Source organism: Providencia sp. SP181 (assembly GCF_050446505.1).
Classification (GTDB): domain Bacteria; phylum Pseudomonadota; class Gammaproteobacteria; order Enterobacterales; family Enterobacteriaceae; genus Providencia; species Providencia vermicola.
In genome coordinates this window covers 318803-339547 of sequence record NZ_JBBPXM010000004.1, presented here as the reverse complement: position 1 = coordinate 339547, position 20745 = coordinate 318803, and the positions used below count along the sequence as shown (strand labels likewise).

The window sequence follows — 20745 nt, the reverse complement described above, 5'->3', positions numbered from 1 at the left end:
TAAGGTTTAAATAGAATATGCGATTGAATATTTATTTAATATTTCCATTAATACTATTCTCGTGTGTAATTAATGCAAACAACAGACCTGGGTTTGTATGTGGGAAGTTTAATAATACAATAGTTGAGGTGCCGAGTGACTATGTGTATACCTTTGCAGAATATGAAGGGTATAGTTATTTTGCCCCAAGATTTATTGAAAATAAAAAAGGATGTGAAGCTAATTTTAGAATTCTGCCAATGAGGATGTCTTGGTCTGATTTGAAACCATCTAATGAGGTTAGTAATGATGTTAAAATTATAGAGGTTTATGTTGAACCATTAAAGGGAGACCCTGAAAAATATTTGAGTTATAGAAAACACGTGTATTTAGATATGGGCTACCTCAAAAGAAAGGGGGATTTATATTATGATGAAGAGTTGGATCTTTATTTTACTGAAGTGACTGTAAAAATACGAAGAAGTATTGGTCATAAAGAAGATATGTATTTTAATAAAAAAGGATATTATTGGAAGGAAATTAATAATGAAGTGATTTTTTTAATTGAGTGTGAATGGTTAGCAATTGATGAGAAGTATCATAAGTGTTTTCAATATTTTTTGATTCCAGAAATAGGAACTAAGGTTAAATTTTATTTTGATGCTAAAGAATTATCTAATAGCAATATAATGAGGGAAAAAATACGATTTTTTTTACTCGATCATGTTAAAAATTAGGAGATGATATGAGAAATCAAGAAATTAGAGAGGGTGATTTAGAGTTAACTCGTAGTGATGTTTCTAATGCAATTAAAATTTTATTAGTAACCAAAGAACCAAAGTTGATGTATGAATATTTGGAAAGTAAAGGAGACCGATATGCTAAATTAGCTAATAGTGTGGTTAAAGGTGATTCTCTTTCAGGTGCTTTTGCGCTTAATTATTTAGATGAAGCTATTTTAGAGTATATTGGAGTACAAGATGAGTTTATAATTGAGCGTATTCGCTATGATATGGCAATAGCCTATGCTCAAACCCTAAAAAATAGATTTGAAGATGGAAAGGATGTAATCTATGGTGATATAAATCACATAGAGGCTAAATTATTTCATAGTAGTGTATTTTCTTATTATAATCTTCCTTCTGATGCATGGACTTTAGAACCTGTATTTTTTGTGTTACCTAGAGAACAAAGAGAGAGTTATTGGCAGAGAGCTTTAAATTCTGTAGGTGATATAGAAAGTGAAACATTATTAAGTATAAATACTAAAGATATAATGTTTAGAGCATTATATGAAGGTCCAGCGCATATGCAGCCTAAAATACATAGTTGGATTAAACGGGTTATGGATATTGATAATGTAGTAGATGGTGTGGTGGTTACAACCAAGAAATCTTATCAAAATATTATATCTCATATAGAAGAAGATAATATGGATAGAATAAATACAATTATTTATAACACAGGAAACCCTTTAATTGATAAAGGAACAGAGCGTTTTTCATTTTGGGATTATCCTTCACAACATTTAGAACCATTTCAAGTACAAACAGATTGGCGTGGCCAAACGGAATTTACACATAAAAATCTATTGTCTGAATATTATTTAGAAAGACCTGACTATATATTACCAGAAACAGGCTTATTTGATTCACCATCAGTTAATTATCAGCCAAATGTTGCTCATTATGATCATATGATTGATGATTTAAGGGGAAATATGCCATCAATAAACAACAAATCAACATCTCCAATTAAGTATTCACATAATATGGTAGATAAATCGATATCGGAAAGCACTTATTCGAAAGCCGAATCGAATAGACAATTAGCACCACGTACAACAAACCTATTTGATGGATTAAAGTTTAAGGATAATGTAACACCAACAAATCATTATCTAGAACGTCCAAGTGTTGTTCTTCCGGGAACTCCAGGATTTAAAGACTTCCCTACAGATACAATAAAAAATAATTATCATTTTGAAAATATGGTTGGTCAGCTAAGCGATAATATGTCATCAATGGATTCATTCGATGGTTTTTCTAATAACCATTTTTCAGACAGAACAGCATCAAATATACCATCTCGGTTTTCTGGCTATTCATCAAATTCATTTTTTAGTTAGTTACTGAATTAAAGTTTTATCAATTTATTAAAAATATATGAAACATAAAAAATGGTTATTGCCAATAACTAGTCTGTTGACAATAACCATACATAGAGCATGAGAGAGAATTAATCCAAATAAGCTAATTCAATATTTTGGCAACCCAGTGCTTGTAATGTATTTTCGGTAACACACCAATGTTTGATAATCGCATCTTGCTTTTCAACAAATTTAGCTTGGTCGATGGCGTGAATATCTTTACCTGAGAGGTTAATCATAATTAACGCCGCTTGCAGTGGTGGCAAACTTGGGTTGAATGCGGCATTTTCTGCGTAGCGGCCTGTAAATAATGAACCATCTTTTAACTGTAACGCAATACCTGAATGGGATTGGCTATAAGGCGCATGGGATTGGTTTGCTGCCTCGATTGCAGCAGTTAATAACCTGTCGCGGCTTTGGTTTTTATAACCATGGTCGACAGGGTCTAGCAGTAAAGTGGTAATATTGAGGTCAGAAGGCCCAAACGAGTCGGGTAAATAGTGGTGTAGTACCGCAGGTGTGCGGCCGGGTAAATTCACCATAATTTTACCACCTTCGCGTAATTCATTCATAAACTGGCGGCAGTGGCCACATGGGGTGTAATTCACAGTGATCGACGTAATTTGCTTTTCGCCTTTCATCCATGAATGGGTGATCGCGCATTGCTCCGCGTGGATCACTTGCCCCATCGAAACATGGCTAAATTCCATATTGGCGCCGAAATATAAATTACCGCTAGCGCCGCAAGCAATTGCACCAACATGGAAATGGGAGATTGGCGTAACGGCATAGGCCGCTGCAAAAGGGAGTAGTGAGAATGCTAATTCTGAGTCGCTAACACCGCTTTGCGCTTTAATGTGCTGCACTTGCTCAGCCGTTAGCATTCCAGGAAAATCGGATTTATCAATGATAGGTCTAAGTACAGACTGTAGCTTCTCTGGAAGCTCGGCCCAAGCGGCCTTAAATCTTGAATGCATGAGTTACCCTCCCTATTTAATTGTTTTCATTCTATTCAATAAAGTACATATTGATATGTGATTTAAATCACTAATTTAAATGAAACATATGAAACAAATTCTTTAATTGAGAGATATATCTCATGTTTTTAGTGTTCAATGATAAGTAAGAGAACATCGTTTTCTCTTACTCATCATACTTAACGGAGTGTTTAACTAATAAGATTAGCTAAAAAGATGCAAAATGACAGGAAATATAAATGGCGCACTTAACGAGGTGATCACCCCACAGGTCATCAATGCGAGCGAACTATAAGCACCCTCAATGTAATTAACCTCAGCGCAACGTGCGGTGCCTAATGCGTGGGAAGCCGTTCCCATCGCAAGCCCACGAGACGCATGGGTGCGTACACGTAAAGCATCAAATAAACTGTGGCCAAACATGGCGCCTAAAATCCCCACAAACAACACACAAGCGGCACTAATTGCAGGGATCCCACCAATTGAATCGGCAACCGCCATCGCAATTGGCGTCGTAACAGATTTCGGTAATATTGAGGCGGCGATATCTGGCGTTGCCCCAAGCCAAAATGCAATTGCTGCGCCACTGAACATCGCGACGATGCTACCCGCAAAGCAGATACTAAACAAAGATTTCCATTGGGCACGAATTTGGTGCATTTGCTCATACAGGGGGAAAGCCAATGCCACAACGGCGGGTTGCAGTAAATCATTCAGGATTTTACTGCCCGCAAAATAATGCTCATAGGATGTATTGGTGATAACCAGTATGGCAATAAGCACCGCAATGGTAATTAATAATGGGTTTAATATCGGTAATTTAAATTTCACTGATAATTTGCGGGCAAGGTAAAACACCACAATTGTCAGCGGTAACGACCACCAAATGTGCGTTAACATTATTCATTCCCCTTAGTTTTATCATTATTAATCACCGAAGAAATTGGCTCTTCAGGAGGAAGGGGAACTTCATCAGGTTTAGCACCCACGACAGGGCGTTCTTTGTGGATATAGTTGGAACTGATAGCGACGACTATCATTACAATTAAGGTACTGACCACACAAGAAACCACAATCGGGAGCAGCTGTTGACTCAGTAAGTCATAGTAATTCATGATCCCCACACCGATAGGCACAAATAGAATGGTCATATTTTTCAATAAAATACTGCATCCAGGTTGTGCCCAATGTGCAGGGATAACTTGCAGCGCCAGCAGTGCAAATAAAATGAGCATGCCGACAATACTGCCAGGGATAGCAAAAGGAAGTAGGGTAGAGATAAGGTTTCCGATAATCAGGCAGAGGTAAAGTATTGCGAAAGCGCGCAAATACTGCCATCCCGTTATCAGTACCTGTTTAAATGACATGAGATCCGTCCTGTAGCTTGATATCTATTCATCATACAATTAACTAGAGAGTTGTGCTATAGATCACAAGAAAATATCTTAACATTCTGCGATGGGAAACTGAAACACACAGACTGCTAATGTACTCACGAAGACAAGGTTTAAGCTAATATCTTTGAGGTATACTTTATTAAATATTTATTACGTATATCACAGTTATTATTTTTTATTTTAAAAGTAGTTGAACTATAGCGTTTAGCCGATAAATTAAATAATTAAAGAGTATTTAAAATGATTGAATAATTGAATAATTGAATAATTGAATAATAAATAAGGAAATAAATGGATTATATAGATCTCAGAAGTGATACATTAACTAAAATTTCACCCAATGATTTAATTAATGTGGATTTTAGTAAGATAGGAGACGATTGCTACAATGAGGATGAATATGTTAAAGGGTTAGAATGTTTTGCCGCAACGTTATTTGGAAAAGAATCAGCATTATTTATGCCATCTGGAACAATGAGCAATCAAATAGGTCTTAGGGTACTAGCAAATCCTGGCGATGAGGTAATTACTGAAACAGGTTATCATATTTGTTATTTTGAATCTTCTCCAACATCTGCACTTAGCGGGATTGTTATTAATAATATTAAAACAAGTAGTGGAATATTAACGGTTAAAGATGTCATTGAAGCCATAAATAATAAATCAAGGTGGTCAAATTTATATGCAATTCCTAAGGTCATCTCGATAGAAAGTAGTATTGGAACCTATGGAGGATGTATATTTCCTATTGAAGAAATTAAGGCATTAAGAAAATTATGTGATGATAGAAGCATTTCATTATTCAATGGGGATTTTTAGAAAATAGAAAAATGAAAAATGAAAAATAAAATATTAGCGTCAAGGTTTTTGTCTGGTGTTTCATTTTATAGCTTTTTACCCTTCTACTCTCTTTACTTATTAAACTATAAAGAACTTACAAAAGAAGATATTGCAATTATATTATTTGTGTTCTTATTTGTAAGTAGAGGTTTTTCTTTACTTTCACACTATATTATTTTTTTGTTAGGCTATAAGATTACATTCATTATGAGCTATCTGCTAACATCATTAGCGATAGCTATGACCTACCTTTTAAGTGAAGTTAGCTCATTTATTATTTTTTCTGCAATTATAGGTGCTGGGTTCTCAATTGCGAATATATGTACTAGTCTTTTTTTGGCTGAAAACTCTTTGCATTCAAATAGAATGAGAAATTTTTCTATTTTAAATGTCATCGTTAATATATCTTCAGCGTTAGGTGGTGTTTTAGGCGAGTTTTTTTACAATAAGTCATATCCTGGTGTTATTTTATTTCCTGCTTTGATTATGTTTTTTTCAGCTATATATTCAATGGGAATAAAAGACAGTGCAATCTCTAATGAGAATAATAATACAATAAGAGTATCTGCAAGCTTTAGTGAGTGGTGTGTTTTTGTTTTGTATAGCGCTGTTTCTTTTTTCATGATAGGTGTGATACTAAGGAATCTTGCATATCACTATGAATTATACTCAAAGATTGAAATGAAATATATTTCAGTTTCATTACTTTTCGCTTTAAATGCAGGGATTATTATTACTCTACAAATGAAAGTGACAAACTTTTTAGCGAATAAAAATCTACTTATTCAAAATATTATCTATAAAATAAGTTTATTATTAACAGTAAGTATTTTGTTTTTTTTGGATTTTAATTCGGCAACCAGTTTGTATTTATTAATTGGTCTATTTTCTTTGTGTGAGTTAGTTTGGAGTCCGTATAATAATAGCCTTTCTATTATCAAATGTCCGTTTGAGAATAAAAAAATGTCATTATCCTTATGTGTTTTTTTCTGGGGTGTTGCAGAATCATGTGGCGCGTATTTTGGCCTTATAGCAGAACTATATCAATTAAATTATGTATTGCCTTTTTTTATTATAATATTACTTATTTTTTTATTTGGGGTTGAGCATTTTTTAACTAAAAGGAATAAATATGAAAACGATAGTTTTTGTTGAATGTAATATATCAGGCACAGGAGTCAGTGCGTTAAAAATTGCCAAGCGTTTAGGTTATCATACAGTATTGTTTACTAAGGAATGTGCATTTTATCGAAAGATACCCGATGATCCAACATTGTATGTTGATGATATTATTGAGTTAAACACAGACTGCATGGTGTCTGTTTTACATAAAGCAATGCAATATAACACAGTTGGAGTTGTGGCATTTGGTGACTATCGTTTAGTGACGGCGGCGGCAGTATCTCATGCCTTAGGCTTACCATCCCCAAGTATTAAAGCTTTAGTTTCATGCCGATATAAAAATATATCGCGGGAAATACTTTCTAATAAAGAAGAAAACATTAAATTTAAAGTCTGCCAGATTGGAGAAAATATAGATTTTTCAGAGTTTACGTTTCCTTTAGTTGTCAAACCTTGTGATGATAGCGGTAGTAGTCAAGTCACGATTTGTTCTAATATTGAAGAGGCTAATATTGCTGTTACAGAGCTAATTAATTTTCGAATTAATAATCGAGGTTATAAATTATCATCGTATTATTTAATTGAAGAGTTTATTCAAGGTAGTGAATACAGCGCTGAAGTATATTGGAATATTGAATTAAATCAATGGGAAGTATTAGGTATAACCGAAAAAATAACTACGCAAGGGAAATACGCTGTAGAAATAGGGCATAATTTTCCTTGTAAATTGGAATTAAAAAATAAAATAGAGGAGACAATTATTGGCTGGTTAAACCGGCTTGGATTGTCACATACAGTTGCTCATGTTGAGTTTAAACTCGATAATAATAAAATCAGGTTAATTGAAGTAAATCCAAGAGTCGCGGGAGGGATGATTGATAATCTTTGTGAAAACGTAACAGGTTTTAGTTTAGTTGAATGTTACTTATCGTTGCATGTGAAGGGGATGTCATATATACCGCAATCTGTTGTTGAAAATCGATTTGCATCAATTCGTTTTATAACACCTACAAAATTAGGAACGATTAAAACGATTTCTACAGCACTTGTGTTATCACCATCATTACTATACAAATTTGTTTCGACCCCTATTGATGCTAAAGCTCTTAAAGATAGTTATAGCCGTCTTGGTTACATTGTAGTTTATGGAACTTGCGCTGAAGAGGTTATTACTTCGGTGGAGAGCAAATTACAGCAAATAAAAATTGAGTATATTGAGTAATATTTGGGGGTAGAAAACAACCCTAATGACTTAGTGTATAAGTATTAGGGTTGTTATAGCGTTTAATTAATAGATACTAATACAGGTGTTACTTAACTTGCATACCTGGCTGTGCGCCGCTATCAGGGCTGAGCAGATAAATGTCTTTTCCACCAGGGCCTGCTGCCATGACCATACCTTCGGAAATACCAAAGCGCATTTTACGTGGAGCAAGGTTTGCGACCATCACCGTTAAACGGCCTTCTAATGCTTTCGGGTCTGGGTATGCAGAGCGAATGCCAGAGAACACTTGGCGCGTTTCACCACCAATATCTAACTGTAATTTCAGTAATTTGTCTGAACCCTCAACAAAGTCAGCCTGTTTGATTAGTGCAATTCGCAGGTCGATTTTTGCAAAATCATCAAAGGTGATCGTATCTTGAATTGGGTCATCCGCCAGTGGGCCAGTGACTTGCTGGATTGGCTTGATGCTCTCTTTTGATGCTTCAACCATTGCATCCACTTTTGTCATTTCAATGCGGTTAAATAGCGCTTTGAAAGGTGCAACACTGTGACCAAGTAATGGTGTGTTAATCGCATCCCAAGATAACTCAGTATTTAAGAACGCTTCTGCACGTTTGGTCAGACCTGGTAAAACGGGTTTCAGGTAAGTCATCAATATACGGAACAGGTTAATCCCCATTGAGCAGATATCTTGCAGCTCTTGGTCTTTGCCTTCTTGTTTAGCAACTACCCAAGGGGCTTTTTCATCAACATAGCGGTTAGCAATATCCGCTAGTGCCATGATTTCGCGGATCGCTTTGTTGTATTCGCGATTGCTATAATCTTCACCAATGACTTTTGCCGCATCAACAAACTGTTGATATAACTCAGGCTCTGCTAAGTTTGCAGATAACTTGCCATCGAAGCGTTTAGCAATAAAGCCTGCGTTACGCGAAGCTAAGTTAACCACTTTGTTTACAATATCGCTATTGACGCGCTGAACGAAATCTTCAAGGTTTAAATCAATATCATCGATACGAGAAGACAGTTTTGCCGCGTAGTAATAACGTAAGCAGTCCGCGTCTAAATGGTCTAAATATGAACGCGCAGTGATAAAAGTACCACGCGATTTTGACATTTTCGCGCCATTAACCGTGACATAACCATGGACAAATAGGTTAGTTGGTTTACGGAATTGGCTGCCTTCTAACATCGCAGGCCAGAACAGGCTGTGAAAATAGACGATATCTTTACCGATAAAGTGGTAAAGATCTGTTTTCGAGTCTTTATTCCAGAATTCATCGAAACTCAGGTCACCGCGTTTGTCGCACAGGTTTTTAAATGAACCCATGTAACCAATTGGTGCATCTAACCAGACATAGAAATATTTACCTGGCGCATCTGGGATTTCAAAGCCGAAATACGGTGCATCGCGGGTAATATCCCACTGTTGCAGACCTGATTCGAACCATTCTTGCATTTTGTTCGCGACTTGTTCTTGCAGCGCACCCGAGCGAGTCCATGCTTGCAGCATGTCGCTAAATGCAGGTAAATCAAAGAAAAAGTGTTCTGAATCACGCATTACAGGTGTTGCACCAGAGATAACAGAACGCGGGTTGATTAATTCTGTTGGGCTGTAGGTTGCGCTACACACTTCACAGTTATCACCGTATTGGTCTTCTGCTTTACATTTCGGGCAAGTACCTTTAACGAAGCGGTCTGGTAAGAACATGCCTTTTTCTGGGTCGAAAAGCTGAGAAATAGTGCGGTTTTTAATAAAACCGTTATTTTTCAGTTTCCCATAAATCAGTTCTGATAATGCTTTATTTTCTTCACTGTGTGTCGAGTGATAGTTATCATAGCTAATGGAAAAACCTGCAAAATCGTTCTGATGTTCTTGGCTCACTTCAGCAATCATGGCTTCAGGCGTGACACCTAGCTGTTGTGCTTTAAGCATGATTGGGGTTCCGTGCGCATCGTCAGCACAGATAAAATGAACCTCTTTGCCGCGCATTCGCTGATAACGGACCCAAATATCAGCCTGAATGTGCTCCAGGATATGACCAAGATGGATTGAACCGTTAGCATAGGGTAACGCACAGGTTACCAGTAATTTATTCGCGACTTGAGACATAGTAACTTTCTTACTTCCATTATTTGAAAAGGGTCTTTGATGTTAACCGATCAAAACCATCGCTGCTAGGGATATAAAAGATTAATTGGAAATTTGTTGGAAAAAGAAATTTTCGCCTCTTCTTGGCTTTTCCTGCGCTTGGCAATCACTATTTTTTATGTTCTCTGTTATGATTAACCTCAGTCAAAGTATATCCGTCTAATCTCAGGTAGCTTATCGAGTTATATAGGATATCTATAAGTTCAAAAATATAAATAAAGGAGCCGGGATGAACGATAAATCCCCCGAGCAGAACAAACCAGAACTGCTGACTGAACAAGTCTCCAAAGTTTTGGCTTCATTTACACACCCAACGCTGCAACGTAATCTGATTTCCATCAAAGCGTTACATCATTGTGCAATGTTGGACAATGTGCTGCACGTCGAATTAGTCATGCCATTTGTTTGGAAAGGGCCTTTCCAAACGCTGATTAGCGAAAAAACGGCAGAACTGAAGCAGTTAACTGGCGCTCATGCGGTTGAGTGGAAACTGCGTCACGATGTGACGACGCTAAAACGCGCTAACGATTTGCCTGGTATCAAGGGTGTGCGCAATATTCTGGCGGTGAGCTCAGGTAAAGGCGGTGTGGGTAAATCCAGTACTTCTGTCAACCTCGCGCTAGCACTGGCGCAAGAAGGGGCGAAAGTTGGTATCCTTGATGCGGACATTTATGGTCCGTCAATTCCAAATATGCTAGGCACAACACTAGAGCGCCCAACGTCTCCTGATGGCCAGCACATGGCGCCGATTATGGCGTATGGCTTAGCGACTAACTCCATCGGTTATTTAGTCACTGACGATAACGCAATGGTATGGCGTGGCCCAATGGCAAGTAAGGCGTTAATGCAAATGCTGCAAGACACCTTATGGCCTGATTTAGACTATTTAGTGATCGATATGCCACCAGGAACAGGGGATATCCAATTAACTCTGTCACAAAACATCCCTGTAACAGGCGCGGTTGTGGTGACAACGCCACAAGATATCGCATTGGTTGATGCCATGAAAGGTATCGTGATGTTTAAGAAAGTGAATGTGCCAGTGTTAGGCGTAGTAGAAAATATGAGCGCACATATTTGCAGTAACTGTGGCCATGTTGAGCCAATTTTTGGTACTGGTGGTGCAGAAAAACTGGCTGAAAAATACAACACGAAACTGTTAGGCCAAGTTCCGCTGCATATTTCTTTGCGTGAAGATCTCGATCGTGGTCAACCAACTGTTATGCGTGATCCTGAAGGTGAGTTTGCGGATATCTACCGTGAAATTGCATCGGGCATTTCAGCATTAATGTATTGGGAAGGGGATAAAATCCCAACGGAAATTTCATTCCGCGCGGTGTAGTTCACCATAATCTATTAGGGGCTATTTAGTGTTTAACATTAAATAGCCTTTTTTTATTTGTATTGCTTTCCTATCCAACCCACTTTCCCTTTTTCTGATTTATCTGTGGATTGTTTCTATATTGGGAAAGGATAGCGTAGAATAAAGTGATATTGTTGATGAATTCTTTTCCTATGGGCAAGGCCTAAAAGGTGATTATGAAATTTTTAATTTTTATTGTCGTCGTGGTGCTGATCGTTATTTATTTTTATAACCGTATCGTGGCATTACGCGAAGCCGTAGTTTCCAGCGAAACTGAAATTTCAGTTCAATTAGACAGACGCGGAAAAGTGTTTGATAGCTTACTTGCGACGGTGAAAAAATACTTAAGCCATGAAACGGAAGTGTTCAGTAAAATTACAGAGCTACGCACTCAGGCACAAAATTCAACGGGCGATAAAGCACGCGAAGCGGAAGATGCGCTATCCAAAATGGTGAGTAGTGGGGCGATTAATGTCGCAGTTGAAGCCTACCCAGAGCTGAAATCTGATGCAATCATGGCTAACTTGCAAGAGGAAATCGTTTCTTCAGAAAATAAGCTGTCTTTTGCAAAACGCGGTTATAACCGTTCATTAGAAACCTATAATGCGTATATTGCATCCATGCCAGCTGCGCTTATTGTTGGTATTATTCCGAGCTTAAAAATATCAAAAGAATACTGGCGTCTTGACGAAGAGACGATTAAGTCTGAAGAATCACGTCGCATTAATTTTGACTAATTATCGGTTTATCGTCATTTGGACAAATTATCGGGACAGCTTAGGACGTTCCGATAATTATCTGTGATAGAAAGCAGGGTATTTTATGGATTTTCGTAACGTCATACGTAAAAATAATATTCGGACTCGTTTTGTGGTGATGAGCTATATTTTTATTATGCTTATCATTGGGTTATTAGCGGATATTGCCACGCATCCAAATGAGCAGTTAGATTTGTTTGATAATGCAATGGAATTTGTGACGTTAAAAGAAATGCCAATTGCGACATTTATCGTTTTAGGTTTGACATTCCTTGGGTTGGTTTATATTCATTTTCGTGGTCATAAAATGATGTTGGCAGGGATGAATGCGAAAGAAATCAACCCAGAAAATGCCACCAGTTCAGAAGAAAAACAGCTGTTTAATATTATTGAAGAGCTGAGTTTAAGTGCAAGTTTAGGCTATATTCCTCGTTTATATATTTTAGAAAGTGATGAGCCAAATGCATTTGCCGCAGGTTGGAATGGCCGTAATGCATTGGTTGGGGTGACGCGCGGTCTGCTTCAAACGCTGAACCGCCAAGAAGTACAAGCCGTTCTGGCACATGAAGTCGGCCATATTATACATGGTGACTCGAAGCTGACTTTGTATGTGGGGATTTTAGCGAACGTGATTTTAACGATAACCAACGTATTTAGTCAGATTTTTATTCGTACCGCAGGGCGAAGCCGTAATAATGCTGCCAATAAAGCCCAAATGATTTTATTGGTGTTGAATTTTGTGTTGCCGTGGATCACACAAATTCTGTATTTTTATTTGTCCCGCACCCGTGAGTATATGGCGGATGCGGCGGCGGTTGATCTTACCTCTGATAACCAAGCCATGATCAGCGCGCTGAAAAAAATATCAGGCAAGCATGCAACCCATGAATATGATCAGAGCAGCACAGGGCAAGCTTATCGAAAAGCAGCTTATATTTTTAATAAGGGGGATTCTGTTTTTTCCACTCACCCGTCTATTGAAAACCGCATTGCCGTTTTAGAAGGGAAAAAGCAGTTTTAGCCACATAAATTAAAGGGCTAATTGGAAATCTCCCCTTTTTCATTAAATATTGGCGTTTTTTTTAGCGAACTTTGCCGAAGGACGCTGGAACAACACGCCATTACCTCCTATAATTCCGCCAACGTAACATTTTGATGTTATGTATTTTCATTTCTAAAATATTTAACCAGGTTATCATTTTATGACTGACATAGCGCATCACTGTACCATTGTAGGTATATCGGGAGCCTCTGCATCTGGCAAAAGCTTAATTGCAAGCACTCTATATCGTGAATTACGAGAAAAGGTCGGTGATCATAATATCGGTGTTATTCCAGAGGACTGTTATTATAAAGATCAAGCAGATGTACCGATGGAAGAACGACTTAAAGTGAACTATGACCATCCTAATTCAATGGATCACAGTTTGCTTTATGAACACCTCAGATCACTAAAAAGTGGTCAAGCAGTAGAAATTCCGCAATACGACTATGTCGCTCACACTCGCAAAGAAAAAACCATTACATTCAAACCTAAAAAAGTCATTATCATTGAAGGCATTTTATTGTTAACCGATAAACGCTTACGTGGTGAGATGGATTTTTCGATTTTTGTTGATACACCACTCGATATTTGCTTGATGCGTCGTATTAAACGTGATGTAAATGAACGAGGCAGAACATTAGATTCCGTGATTGACCAATACAATAAAACGGTTCGCCCAATGTTTTTACAGTTTATTGAGCCATCGAAGCAGTATGCCGATATTATTGTGCCTCGTGGCGGGAAGAACCGTGTGGCAATTGATATCTTAAAAGCGAAGATCGGGGAATTTTGCCAAGAGTAATCAAGGTAAAAACTAACATTATGAAGGGGGAAACAGCCATGCGTCTTTGTGACCGCGATATTATTCAATGGATGGATGATGGCAAATTAGTCATTAGTCCGCGCCCACCTGTTGAACGGATCAATGGTGCGACCGCAGATGTCCGTTTAGGAAATCAGTTTCGTGTTTTTCGTGGACATACCGCGGCATTTATCGATTTAAGTGGCCCAAAAGATGAAGTGAATGCTGCACTGGATCGTGTGATGAGTGATGAGATCGTGCTGAGCGAAGACGAGCCATTTTTCTTACATCCAGGGGAATTAGCACTTGCAGTGACGCTTGAGTCTGTTACGCTCCCAGATAACCTTGTGGGTTGGCTTGATGGTCGCTCATCACTGGCTCGATTAGGCTTGATGGTGCATGTTACCGCGCATCGTATTGACCCTGGCTGGAAGGGGCAAATCGTACTAGAATTTTATAATTCAGGTAAGCTACCATTAGCATTACGCCCTGGCATGGTCATTGGGGCGCTAAGCTTTGAGCCATTATCAGGCAGTGCAGATCGCCCTTATAATAGCCGCCAAGATGCAAAATATAAAAACCAACAAGGGGCTGTTGGTAGCCGTATCAGTGAAGACTGATATTCGCTAAACTTCGCGGAAATTGTGTCATTAATGGATTTTAATGGTGTAATTTTCGCCCATTTTCAGGGAAAGTGATGGTGTGAGTTCACGTTGGTGATGGTCGCAGGTAAAGTTTAAGAGAGGGAAGCATGAAACGTTTTTTAACGACACTGATTATTTTACTTGTCGTCATTGTTGCGGGTCTGACAACATTAGTGATGTTGGTAAATCCGAATGATTTTCGTCATTATATTGTCGAGCAAGTAGAGAAAAAAAGTGGTTATCAGCTTGAATTTAATGGGGATATGCGCTGGCATGTTTGGCCAACGTTGAGCATTATCACCGGTCCCGTATCTTTAACTGCACCAAATGCATCCAAGCCTGCCTTGAGCGCTGAAAATATGCGTTTAGATGTTGAACTGTGGCCTTTGATTTCCCACCGTTTATCTGTTGAACAAATTGTGATTGATGGTGCAGTGATCCGTAAAACACCAGAAAGTGAGCCTCAAGCACATAGTAGCGACCCGATTGCACCTGGTGGCTCAACCTCTCAGACTCCCACTATTGATAAGAATAACTGGTTGTTAGATATTGAAAAAATTGATATTTCTAACAGTTTAGTGATTTGGCAAACACCAAAAGATGAATTTAACCTCCGCAATATTAATCTGTCACTGAAAAATAATAATAATAAACAGGTGGCGGTAAAATTCAGCGGTAACCTAAATAAAAACCAACAAGAATTTGTGTTCGATACTCGGGCAGATATTGATTTATCAGCGATAAATCAAAAAATCAGTGGTCAATTAATACAGTTTGATTATTCACTTAGTGGTGTAGATTTACCTGAAAATGGCATTTCTGGGCAAATTACTACCGATTTTTTGTATACCAAGGGGCAACAACCTAACGCGAATTTAACTAATCTATCGATTAAAGCCAATGAAAGCCTGCTAACAGGGAATGTTAGTGTAAAATTAGGTGATATCCCACAGCTGGCTGTTGAATTAACGTCTGAAAAATTAGATTTAGATAGTTTATTGGGGACGGTAGTGACCGCTTCGGCTTCTGAGCTGGAAACCAATAATAACCGTGTTGGGGTCAAGCCTGTTATTTCAGGGGCAAATACACAGCGATATGATTTATCAGGTTTAAAATCATTCACGGCTAACGTTGACTTATCGGTAGGGAATTTAATTTACCGTGGAATGACTGTAACTGATGTGGTGATTAGTGCCCAAAATCAAACCCCGCGTTTAACGGTTTCTAAATTACAAGGGAAAGCATTTGGTGGTGAATTTTCATTACCTGTTACTCTAAATTATAGCGCAACCCCCGTTACTGTTTCAGCAAAACCTGACTTTAAAAACATCGATTCAGCACCGTTATTAAAAGCCTTCAATATGCCACAAAAACTGAGTGGTATTATCTCCCTTAATGGTGCGTTATCAGGTGTCGGCTATGATGATTATGCAGTGAAGAACCAATGGCAAGGGCCTGTTAGCTTTGAACTGAGAAATGCGAAATTACATGGGTTGAATATTCCACAACTAATTCAGCAATCAGTTTCCCGTGTGACGAATAAAATTAATGCACCTGTGAATACAGGGAATTATACAGAAGTTGAATTGTTCACAGTTAAAGGCTATTTAAACAAAGGCAATATGAGCATTTCATCAATGAATGCGCAGTCTTCTTTAGTGAATATTAATGGGCAAGGCCGTGTAAATATTCCAAATGAAACGATTGATGTGAATTTGGGCGTGAATATTTTTGGGGGATGGGCGGGGGATTCTCGTCTTGTTCAGCAATTGCAAGGAATGACTATTCCGCTGCGTATTTATGGTAATTGGCATAGCTTGCAATATCAGTTGGATGTGGAAAAACTGTTGCGTAATGAGCTACGTACGCAAGCGAAACAAGCTATTGGTAACTTCTTGAAAAAAGAAGAAAATAAAGGGCTAAATGAATTATTGAATGCGTTGTAGAAGAAAAATGCCGTTATATAATTATATTACGGCATTTTTTTCGATGATATCTAGAAAATTGAACAATTATTTTTTAATCAACGTTGATTTTTGATATCAATTCTTTTAATTTGTCTTTCATTTGCTTGCTGATTTCTTTCCATCTTTTCATATTTAGCATACTTTTGAAAAACATTATTTGTCTTATTACTTGAAATTACTTCCTGTTCCATTTTCTCGACTTGTGTCGTTAGGTTGTTGAGCTGAGGTTCTTTCTTCGGATTATGTGTATAAGAGCTTATAGAAAATGCGTTATTTTTATATTCAATGATTTTTTCTTTTAGGTGCTCTAAATTTTTCTGCATAGTCATAGATTCATTATTATCAGGCCTTCTACTTGCATTACTGTCGTTAGCTTTATCTAAAAAAATTTTTGCATCTTTAATTACGCTACCTATTAGCTTTGACAGTGCTTTTAAATCTTTAGTTACAACTGTTTTTGTGGTGATTTTGCTATTATTTTCTATTTTGGGTAACTTACTTGATAAGTTTTTAATTGTATCAATGGCTTGTGTCATATTAGATTGGTTTTTATGACTGTTGATCTTATTATTATTATTATTTACTTGCTGATATGACACTCTATTTGAGTTTACGTGCATTGCTATATTCCTCTTGTGATTTATTCGTGTTTTACTATATTAATTATGTATGAAAAAATGTGTTTTTCTTTAATAAAACGACACTCTATTTATCATTAATGAGCAAAGTATTTTTAGATTTTTTTTGCAGAAAGGTTGTTTTTCTATATTCTATATAGAATGTATAGATTTACTTATTGATATTTAAACAAAAAATACCGACTCAAAGAGCCGGTATTTATCATTAGTTCAGAGCTAAAGGTTAGTCATCTTCATATTCATAACCATCCCCTTCACGGGCGGGGGGAGTGATTAAGACTTTATTGACGCGGTGACTATTCACTTCCAATGGTTGGAAAATGCAGCCATTAATGGTGACTTGTTCCCCCACTTCTGGAACACGTTGTAAATGCTCCATTAAAAGACCTGCAATGGTTTCGTATTCACGTTTGTCGTCTAACTCCATTGGTACAAACATGATCAAGTCTTCCAGTGGCATAAAGCCATTGGCAATCCATGTACCATCATCAAGCTTCTGAATATCATGACGTGAATCATTCTCTTCATCGCCAACAGGCAGGTTACCTGCGATGGTTTCCATCACGTCGGTCAATGTCACGATACCTTCAATTGAACCAAACTCATCGACAACAAAAGCAAAGTGGGTATGCGCTTTACGGAACTGTTCGAGGGCTTTGAGCAGTGATAGACCTTCTGGGAAAATCAGCGGTTGAGTGATTAACGCACGTAAATCCAATGGCTTACCATTTAGTTGTTGTTTCACTAAATCCATCACATGTACAACACCGACAGGCTCATCACTAATCGTCTCATCAATCACTACAAGGCGCGAGTGTGGGTTTTTCTCCATTAATTGCAACAAGTCGCTAGAAGACTTATTGATATCAAGATAGTCCACATCGTGGCGTGAGGTCATGATACTTTCAACGTTACGCTGCGCCATCCCTAACACTCGAGCAATCATTAAACGCTCTTGTGGGTCGAAGACTGATTTATTATCTGCGATAAGATCTGAGGTATGAGGGTCTAATTCACCGCGTTCTGAATTACCACTTAAAATACGTAACACGGCTTCTGCTGTACGTTCACGCAGTGGGCGCGTCCCCGTTAGGAACTTACGGCGGTTAAACTGAGCAAATTGGTTTAGTACTTCAATCATAATGGAGAAGCCGATAGCGGCGTACAGATAGCCTTTTGGAATTGCGTAGCCAAAACCTTCAGCCACAAGACTGAAACCAATCATCAACAAGAAGCTTAAACACAGTATGACAATAGTAGGGTGGTTGTTCACAAAGCTGGTCAGTGGTTTACTTGCCCAGATCATCAGCAGCATAGCAATCGTGACCGCTGCAATCATTACGCCGATATGGTCAACCATACCCACTGCAGTGATCACAGAGTCAAGAGAGAACACAGCATCAAGAACAATAATTTGTGCAACAACAGCCCAGAAATTCGATGTTTTTCTTTGGGTGTTTGCGTGTTCGTCTTTACCTTCTAGTCGCTCGTTTAGTTCCATTGTTGCTTTAAACAACAGGAATAGCCCCCCGATTAACATAATTAAGTCCCGAGCACTAAATGGGTGCTCGAACAGCGTGATTATCGGTTTCGTGAGGGTAATGAGCCATGACAGGCTGAATAGAAGCACAACACGCATAACTAAGGCTAATAAAAGTCCAGTTACACGGGCTCTATCACGCAGCTTTGGCGGGAGCTTATCTGCCAGAATGGCGATGAAGACGAGGTTATCAATACCAAGAACGATTTCTAGAACGATTAGGGTAGCGAGGCCCGCCCAAATCGAAGGATCTGCGATCCATTCCATACAGTTTGTTTTACCTTCTGATATGACGGCTTATACCGACGGGAGAATAATGCGGTTTGTTGAAAGAAATATCAATAAAAATTCACTTTATCCTCGAAATCCTTCAAGTTGCAGCGGTGTTGACTACGCTACGCTCGCCGAGTCACATCGTTTATCTATGCTCCCCGTCTATCTTCGCTTGTCGCCTACCTGCAACTCGGATTATTTGGGGTATGGTTGGACAATTCTTGACAAAAATGGCGTTGTGTACGTCATCGATTGCATCAATAACTACCATGCTGCACGATCCTAGGTTAATATGTGATCCCGTTAACAGAATGTCAGCACATTGAGGCTGACTTGGTCCTAATCAGACAGGAGTTGTTCATGTCAAAGCAGCAGATTGGTGTTGTCGGAATGGCTGTCATGGGGCGTAACCTTGCGCTCAATATTGAAAGCCGCGGTTACTCAGTGTCTATCTTTAACCGTTCTAAAGATAAAACAGACGAAGTAATTGCCGAAAATCCAGGGAAAAACCTCGTTCCCAACTATACAATTGAAGAGTTTGTTGACTCTCTGGAAAAACCACGCCGCATCTTACTGATGGTTAAAGCGGGTGAAGCAACGGACAAAACAATTGCCTCGCTGACTCCTCATCTGGATAAGGGTGATATCCTTATCGACGGTGGTAACACGTTATTTACGGACACAATCCGTCGTAACCGTGAATTATCTGCACAAGGTTTTAACTTCATCGGTACCGGTGTTTCTGGTGGTGAAGAAGGTGCATTAAAAGGCCCTTCAATTATGCCTGGTGGCCAAAAAGAAGCTTACGAATTGGTTGCACCGATCCTAAAAGAAATCGCAGCAAAAGCGGAAGGCGAACCTTGCGTGGCTTATATGGGACCAGACGGGGCAGGTCATTACGTTAAAATGGTCCATAATGGTATCGAATACGGTGATATGCAATTAATCGCTGAAGCTTATTCATTGTTAAAAGGTTCATTGAATCTGAGCAATGAAGAGCTGGCAGGCACCTTTGCAGAGTGGAATAAAGGTGAATTGAGCAGCTACCTGATTGAAATTACAGCAGATATCTTCAAGAAAAAAGATGAAGAAGGTAAGTACCTTGTTGACGTGATTTTAGATGAAGCGGCAAACAAAGGCACCGGTAAATGGACGAGCCAAAGTGCGCTGGATTTAGGCATCCCTCTGACATTAATCACGGAGTCTGTTTTTGCTCGTTATATTTCTTTCTTAAAAGACCAACGTGTTGCAGCGTCTAAAGTCTTAACTGGCCCAGTCTTAAAACCGGTTGAAGGGGATAAGAGCGCGTTTGTTGAGAAAGTACGTCGCGCGCTGTACTTAGGTAAAATCGTCTCTTATGCGCAAGGTTTCCAACAGCTAAAAGCGGCATCAGACGAGTACAATTGGGACCTGAACTACGGGGAGATTGCAAAAATCTTCCGTGCAGGCTGTATCATTCGTGCACAATTCCTGCAAAAAATCACGGATGCTTACAACCAAGATGCAAAAATTGCCAACTTACTGTTAGCGCCATATTTCAAACAAATCGCGGACGAATACCAACAAGCTCTGCGTGACGTTGTGTGCTACGGCGTGCAAAATGGTATCCCAACACCAACCTTCTCTGCGGCGATTTCCTATTACGATAGCTACCGCTCAGCGGTATTGCCTGCAAACTTAATCCAAGCGCAGCGTGACTACTTTGGTGCTCACACCTATAAACGTACGGATAAAGACGGTGTTTTCCATACTGAGTGGATGGAATAATTCCAATATCATCCTTTACCGATGATACAAAAGGCGCTAACTTTAGCGCCTCAGACTGCTGACAAACCGATTAGGTTTGGCTGCAGGTTGAATAGATTTTGAAAATA

Annotated in this window: 18 protein-coding genes; 12 read left to right on the top strand and 6 right to left on the bottom strand. The window is 38.6% G+C overall.

Translation table 11 applies throughout. The features are described 5' to 3' along the window. Positions 1 to 17 precede the first annotated feature (17 nt). Positions 18 to 716: a hypothetical protein gene (locus tag AABS66_RS09475; protein WP_430224855.1), complete on the top strand. Its 699-nt coding sequence runs from the start codon at positions 18 to 20 to the stop codon at positions 714 to 716. An 8-nt stretch (positions 717 to 724) separates the two neighbouring features. Continuing rightward, complete coding sequence (locus AABS66_RS09470) at positions 725 to 2107, top strand: serine protease (protein WP_430224854.1); 1383 nt, start codon at positions 725 to 727, stop codon at positions 2105 to 2107. A 110-nt stretch (positions 2108 to 2217) separates the two neighbouring features. On the opposite strand, the gene cdd is transcribed toward AABS66_RS09470, so the two are convergent. The 3 genes from cdd to AABS66_RS09455 all read right to left on the bottom strand — a co-directional run bounded on the left by cdd (position 2218) and on the right by AABS66_RS09455 (position 4472). Beyond that, positions 2218 to 3105: a cytidine deaminase gene (cdd, locus tag AABS66_RS09465; RefSeq protein ID WP_272538806.1), complete on the bottom strand. Its 888-nt coding sequence runs from the start codon at positions 3103 to 3105 to the stop codon at positions 2218 to 2220. Positions 3106 to 3309: 204 nt separating this feature from the next. Next, complete coding sequence (locus AABS66_RS09460) at positions 3310 to 4005, bottom strand: CidB/LrgB family autolysis modulator (RefSeq protein WP_206085389.1); 696 nt, start codon at positions 4003 to 4005, stop codon at positions 3310 to 3312. Next, complete coding sequence (locus AABS66_RS09455; protein ID WP_272538805.1) at positions 4005 to 4472, bottom strand: CidA/LrgA family protein; 468 nt, start codon at positions 4470 to 4472, stop codon at positions 4005 to 4007. Before AABS66_RS09455 ends, AABS66_RS09460 begins: the two co-directional genes overlap by 1 nt. Positions 4473 to 4793: 321 nt before the next feature. Here AABS66_RS09455 and AABS66_RS09450 point away from each other — a divergent pair, with 321 nt between their 5' ends. The 3 genes from AABS66_RS09450 to AABS66_RS09440 are packed head-to-tail and all read left to right on the top strand — an operon-like array spanning position 4794 to position 7686. Continuing rightward, the gene (locus tag AABS66_RS09450) at positions 4794 to 5321 is read left to right on the top strand and encodes a threonine aldolase family protein (RefSeq protein WP_430224853.1); all 528 of its coding nucleotides are present in this window, start codon (positions 4794 to 4796) and stop codon (positions 5319 to 5321) included. Between the two features lie 18 nt (positions 5322 to 5339). Beyond that, positions 5340 to 6497 (top strand): MFS transporter, encoded by a 1158-nt coding sequence (locus tag AABS66_RS09445; protein ID WP_430224852.1) that lies wholly within the window; start codon positions 5340 to 5342, stop codon positions 6495 to 6497. Continuing rightward, positions 6475 to 7686, top strand: coding sequence for an ATP-grasp domain-containing protein (locus AABS66_RS09440; protein ID WP_430224851.1), 1212 nt, complete (start codon positions 6475 to 6477; stop codon positions 7684 to 7686). Before AABS66_RS09445 ends, AABS66_RS09440 begins: the two co-directional genes overlap by 23 nt. Before the next feature lie 88 nt (positions 7687 to 7774). Here the strand turns inward: AABS66_RS09440 and metG are convergent, their stop codons facing one another. Next, a complete protein-coding gene (metG, locus tag AABS66_RS09435) occupies positions 7775 to 9802 on the bottom strand; it encodes a methionine--tRNA ligase (RefSeq protein ID WP_272538800.1) in 2028 nt (675 codons plus the stop codon). A 268-nt stretch (positions 9803 to 10070) separates the two neighbouring features. Between metG and apbC the strand changes: the two genes are divergently transcribed. The 6 genes from apbC (at position 10071) to asmA (ending at position 16399) form a co-directional block, all read left to right on the top strand. After that, positions 10071 to 11183, top strand: a complete 1113-nt coding sequence (gene apbC / locus AABS66_RS09430) for an iron-sulfur cluster carrier protein ApbC (protein ID WP_206085392.1) — start codon at positions 10071 to 10073, stop codon at positions 11181 to 11183. Positions 11184 to 11380: 197 nt separating this feature from the next. Next, a complete protein-coding gene (locus AABS66_RS09425; RefSeq protein ID WP_206085393.1) occupies positions 11381 to 11941 on the top strand; it encodes a LemA family protein in 561 nt (186 codons plus the stop codon). 85 nt (positions 11942 to 12026) lie between these two features. After that, entirely contained in the window at positions 12027 to 12983 is a 957-nt protein-coding gene (htpX, locus tag AABS66_RS09420) for a zinc metalloprotease HtpX (protein ID WP_272538799.1), read from the top strand. Between the two features lie 181 nt (positions 12984 to 13164). Then, positions 13165 to 13809 carry a uridine kinase gene (gene udk, locus AABS66_RS09415; RefSeq protein WP_206085395.1) on the top strand — a complete coding sequence of 215 codons (645 nt, stop codon included), beginning with the start codon at positions 13165 to 13167 and terminating at the stop codon, positions 13807 to 13809. A gap of 38 nt (positions 13810 to 13847) precedes the next feature. Further along, positions 13848 to 14429, top strand: a complete 582-nt coding sequence (gene dcd, locus AABS66_RS09410; RefSeq protein ID WP_206085396.1) for a dCTP deaminase — start codon at positions 13848 to 13850, stop codon at positions 14427 to 14429. A 131-nt stretch (positions 14430 to 14560) separates the two neighbouring features. Continuing rightward, positions 14561 to 16399, top strand: a complete 1839-nt coding sequence (gene asmA / locus AABS66_RS09405; RefSeq protein WP_430224850.1) for an outer membrane assembly protein AsmA — start codon at positions 14561 to 14563, stop codon at positions 16397 to 16399. 77 nt (positions 16400 to 16476) lie between these two features. On the opposite strand, the gene AABS66_RS09400 is transcribed toward asmA, so the two are convergent. Both AABS66_RS09400 and AABS66_RS09395 read right to left on the bottom strand, forming a co-directional pair. Beyond that, entirely contained in the window at positions 16477 to 17040 is a 564-nt protein-coding gene (locus AABS66_RS09400) for a hypothetical protein (protein WP_430224849.1), read from the bottom strand. A gap of 241 nt (positions 17041 to 17281) precedes the next feature. Beyond that, entirely contained in the window at positions 17282 to 18865 is a 1584-nt protein-coding gene (locus AABS66_RS09395) for a TerC family protein (protein ID WP_206085399.1), read from the bottom strand. A 366-nt stretch (positions 18866 to 19231) separates the two neighbouring features. On the opposite strand from AABS66_RS09395, the gene gndA reads away from it, so the two are divergent. Then, positions 19232 to 20638, top strand: a complete 1407-nt coding sequence (gene gndA, locus AABS66_RS09390; RefSeq protein WP_206085400.1) for an NADP-dependent phosphogluconate dehydrogenase — start codon at positions 19232 to 19234, stop codon at positions 20636 to 20638. Positions 20639 to 20745 lie beyond the last annotated feature (107 nt).

Coding starts and splice junctions, on each gene's coding strand:
- AABS66_RS09475 (WP_430224855.1), top strand. CDS start 18: ATGCGATTGAATATTTATTTAATATTTCCATTAATACTATTCTCGTGT.
- AABS66_RS09470 (WP_430224854.1), top strand. CDS start 725: ATGAGAAATCAAGAAATTAGAGAGGGTGATTTAGAGTTAACTCGTAGT.
- cdd (WP_272538806.1), bottom strand. CDS start 3,105: ATGCATTCAAGATTTAAGGCCGCTTGGGCCGAGCTTCCAGAGAAGCTA.
- AABS66_RS09460 (WP_206085389.1), bottom strand. CDS start 4,005: ATGTTAACGCACATTTGGTGGTCGTTACCGCTGACAATTGTGGTGTTT.
- AABS66_RS09455 (WP_272538805.1), bottom strand. CDS start 4,472: ATGTCATTTAAACAGGTACTGATAACGGGATGGCAGTATTTGCGCGCT.
- AABS66_RS09450 (WP_430224853.1), top strand. CDS start 4,794: ATGGATTATATAGATCTCAGAAGTGATACATTAACTAAAATTTCACCC.
- AABS66_RS09445 (WP_430224852.1), top strand. CDS start 5,340: ATGAAAAATAAAATATTAGCGTCAAGGTTTTTGTCTGGTGTTTCATTT.
- AABS66_RS09440 (WP_430224851.1), top strand. CDS start 6,475: ATGAAAACGATAGTTTTTGTTGAATGTAATATATCAGGCACAGGAGTC.
- metG (WP_272538800.1), bottom strand. CDS start 9,802: ATGTCTCAAGTCGCGAATAAATTACTGGTAACCTGTGCGTTACCCTAT.
- apbC (WP_206085392.1), top strand. CDS start 10,071: ATGAACGATAAATCCCCCGAGCAGAACAAACCAGAACTGCTGACTGAA.
- AABS66_RS09425 (WP_206085393.1), top strand. CDS start 11,381: ATGAAATTTTTAATTTTTATTGTCGTCGTGGTGCTGATCGTTATTTAT.
- htpX (WP_272538799.1), top strand. CDS start 12,027: ATGGATTTTCGTAACGTCATACGTAAAAATAATATTCGGACTCGTTTT.
- udk (WP_206085395.1), top strand. CDS start 13,165: ATGACTGACATAGCGCATCACTGTACCATTGTAGGTATATCGGGAGCC.
- dcd (WP_206085396.1), top strand. CDS start 13,848: ATGCGTCTTTGTGACCGCGATATTATTCAATGGATGGATGATGGCAAA.
- asmA (WP_430224850.1), top strand. CDS start 14,561: ATGAAACGTTTTTTAACGACACTGATTATTTTACTTGTCGTCATTGTT.
- AABS66_RS09400 (WP_430224849.1), bottom strand. CDS start 17,040: ATGCACGTAAACTCAAATAGAGTGTCATATCAGCAAGTAAATAATAAT.
- AABS66_RS09395 (WP_206085399.1), bottom strand. CDS start 18,865: ATGGAATGGATCGCAGATCCTTCGATTTGGGCGGGCCTCGCTACCCTA.
- gndA (WP_206085400.1), top strand. CDS start 19,232: ATGTCAAAGCAGCAGATTGGTGTTGTCGGAATGGCTGTCATGGGGCGT.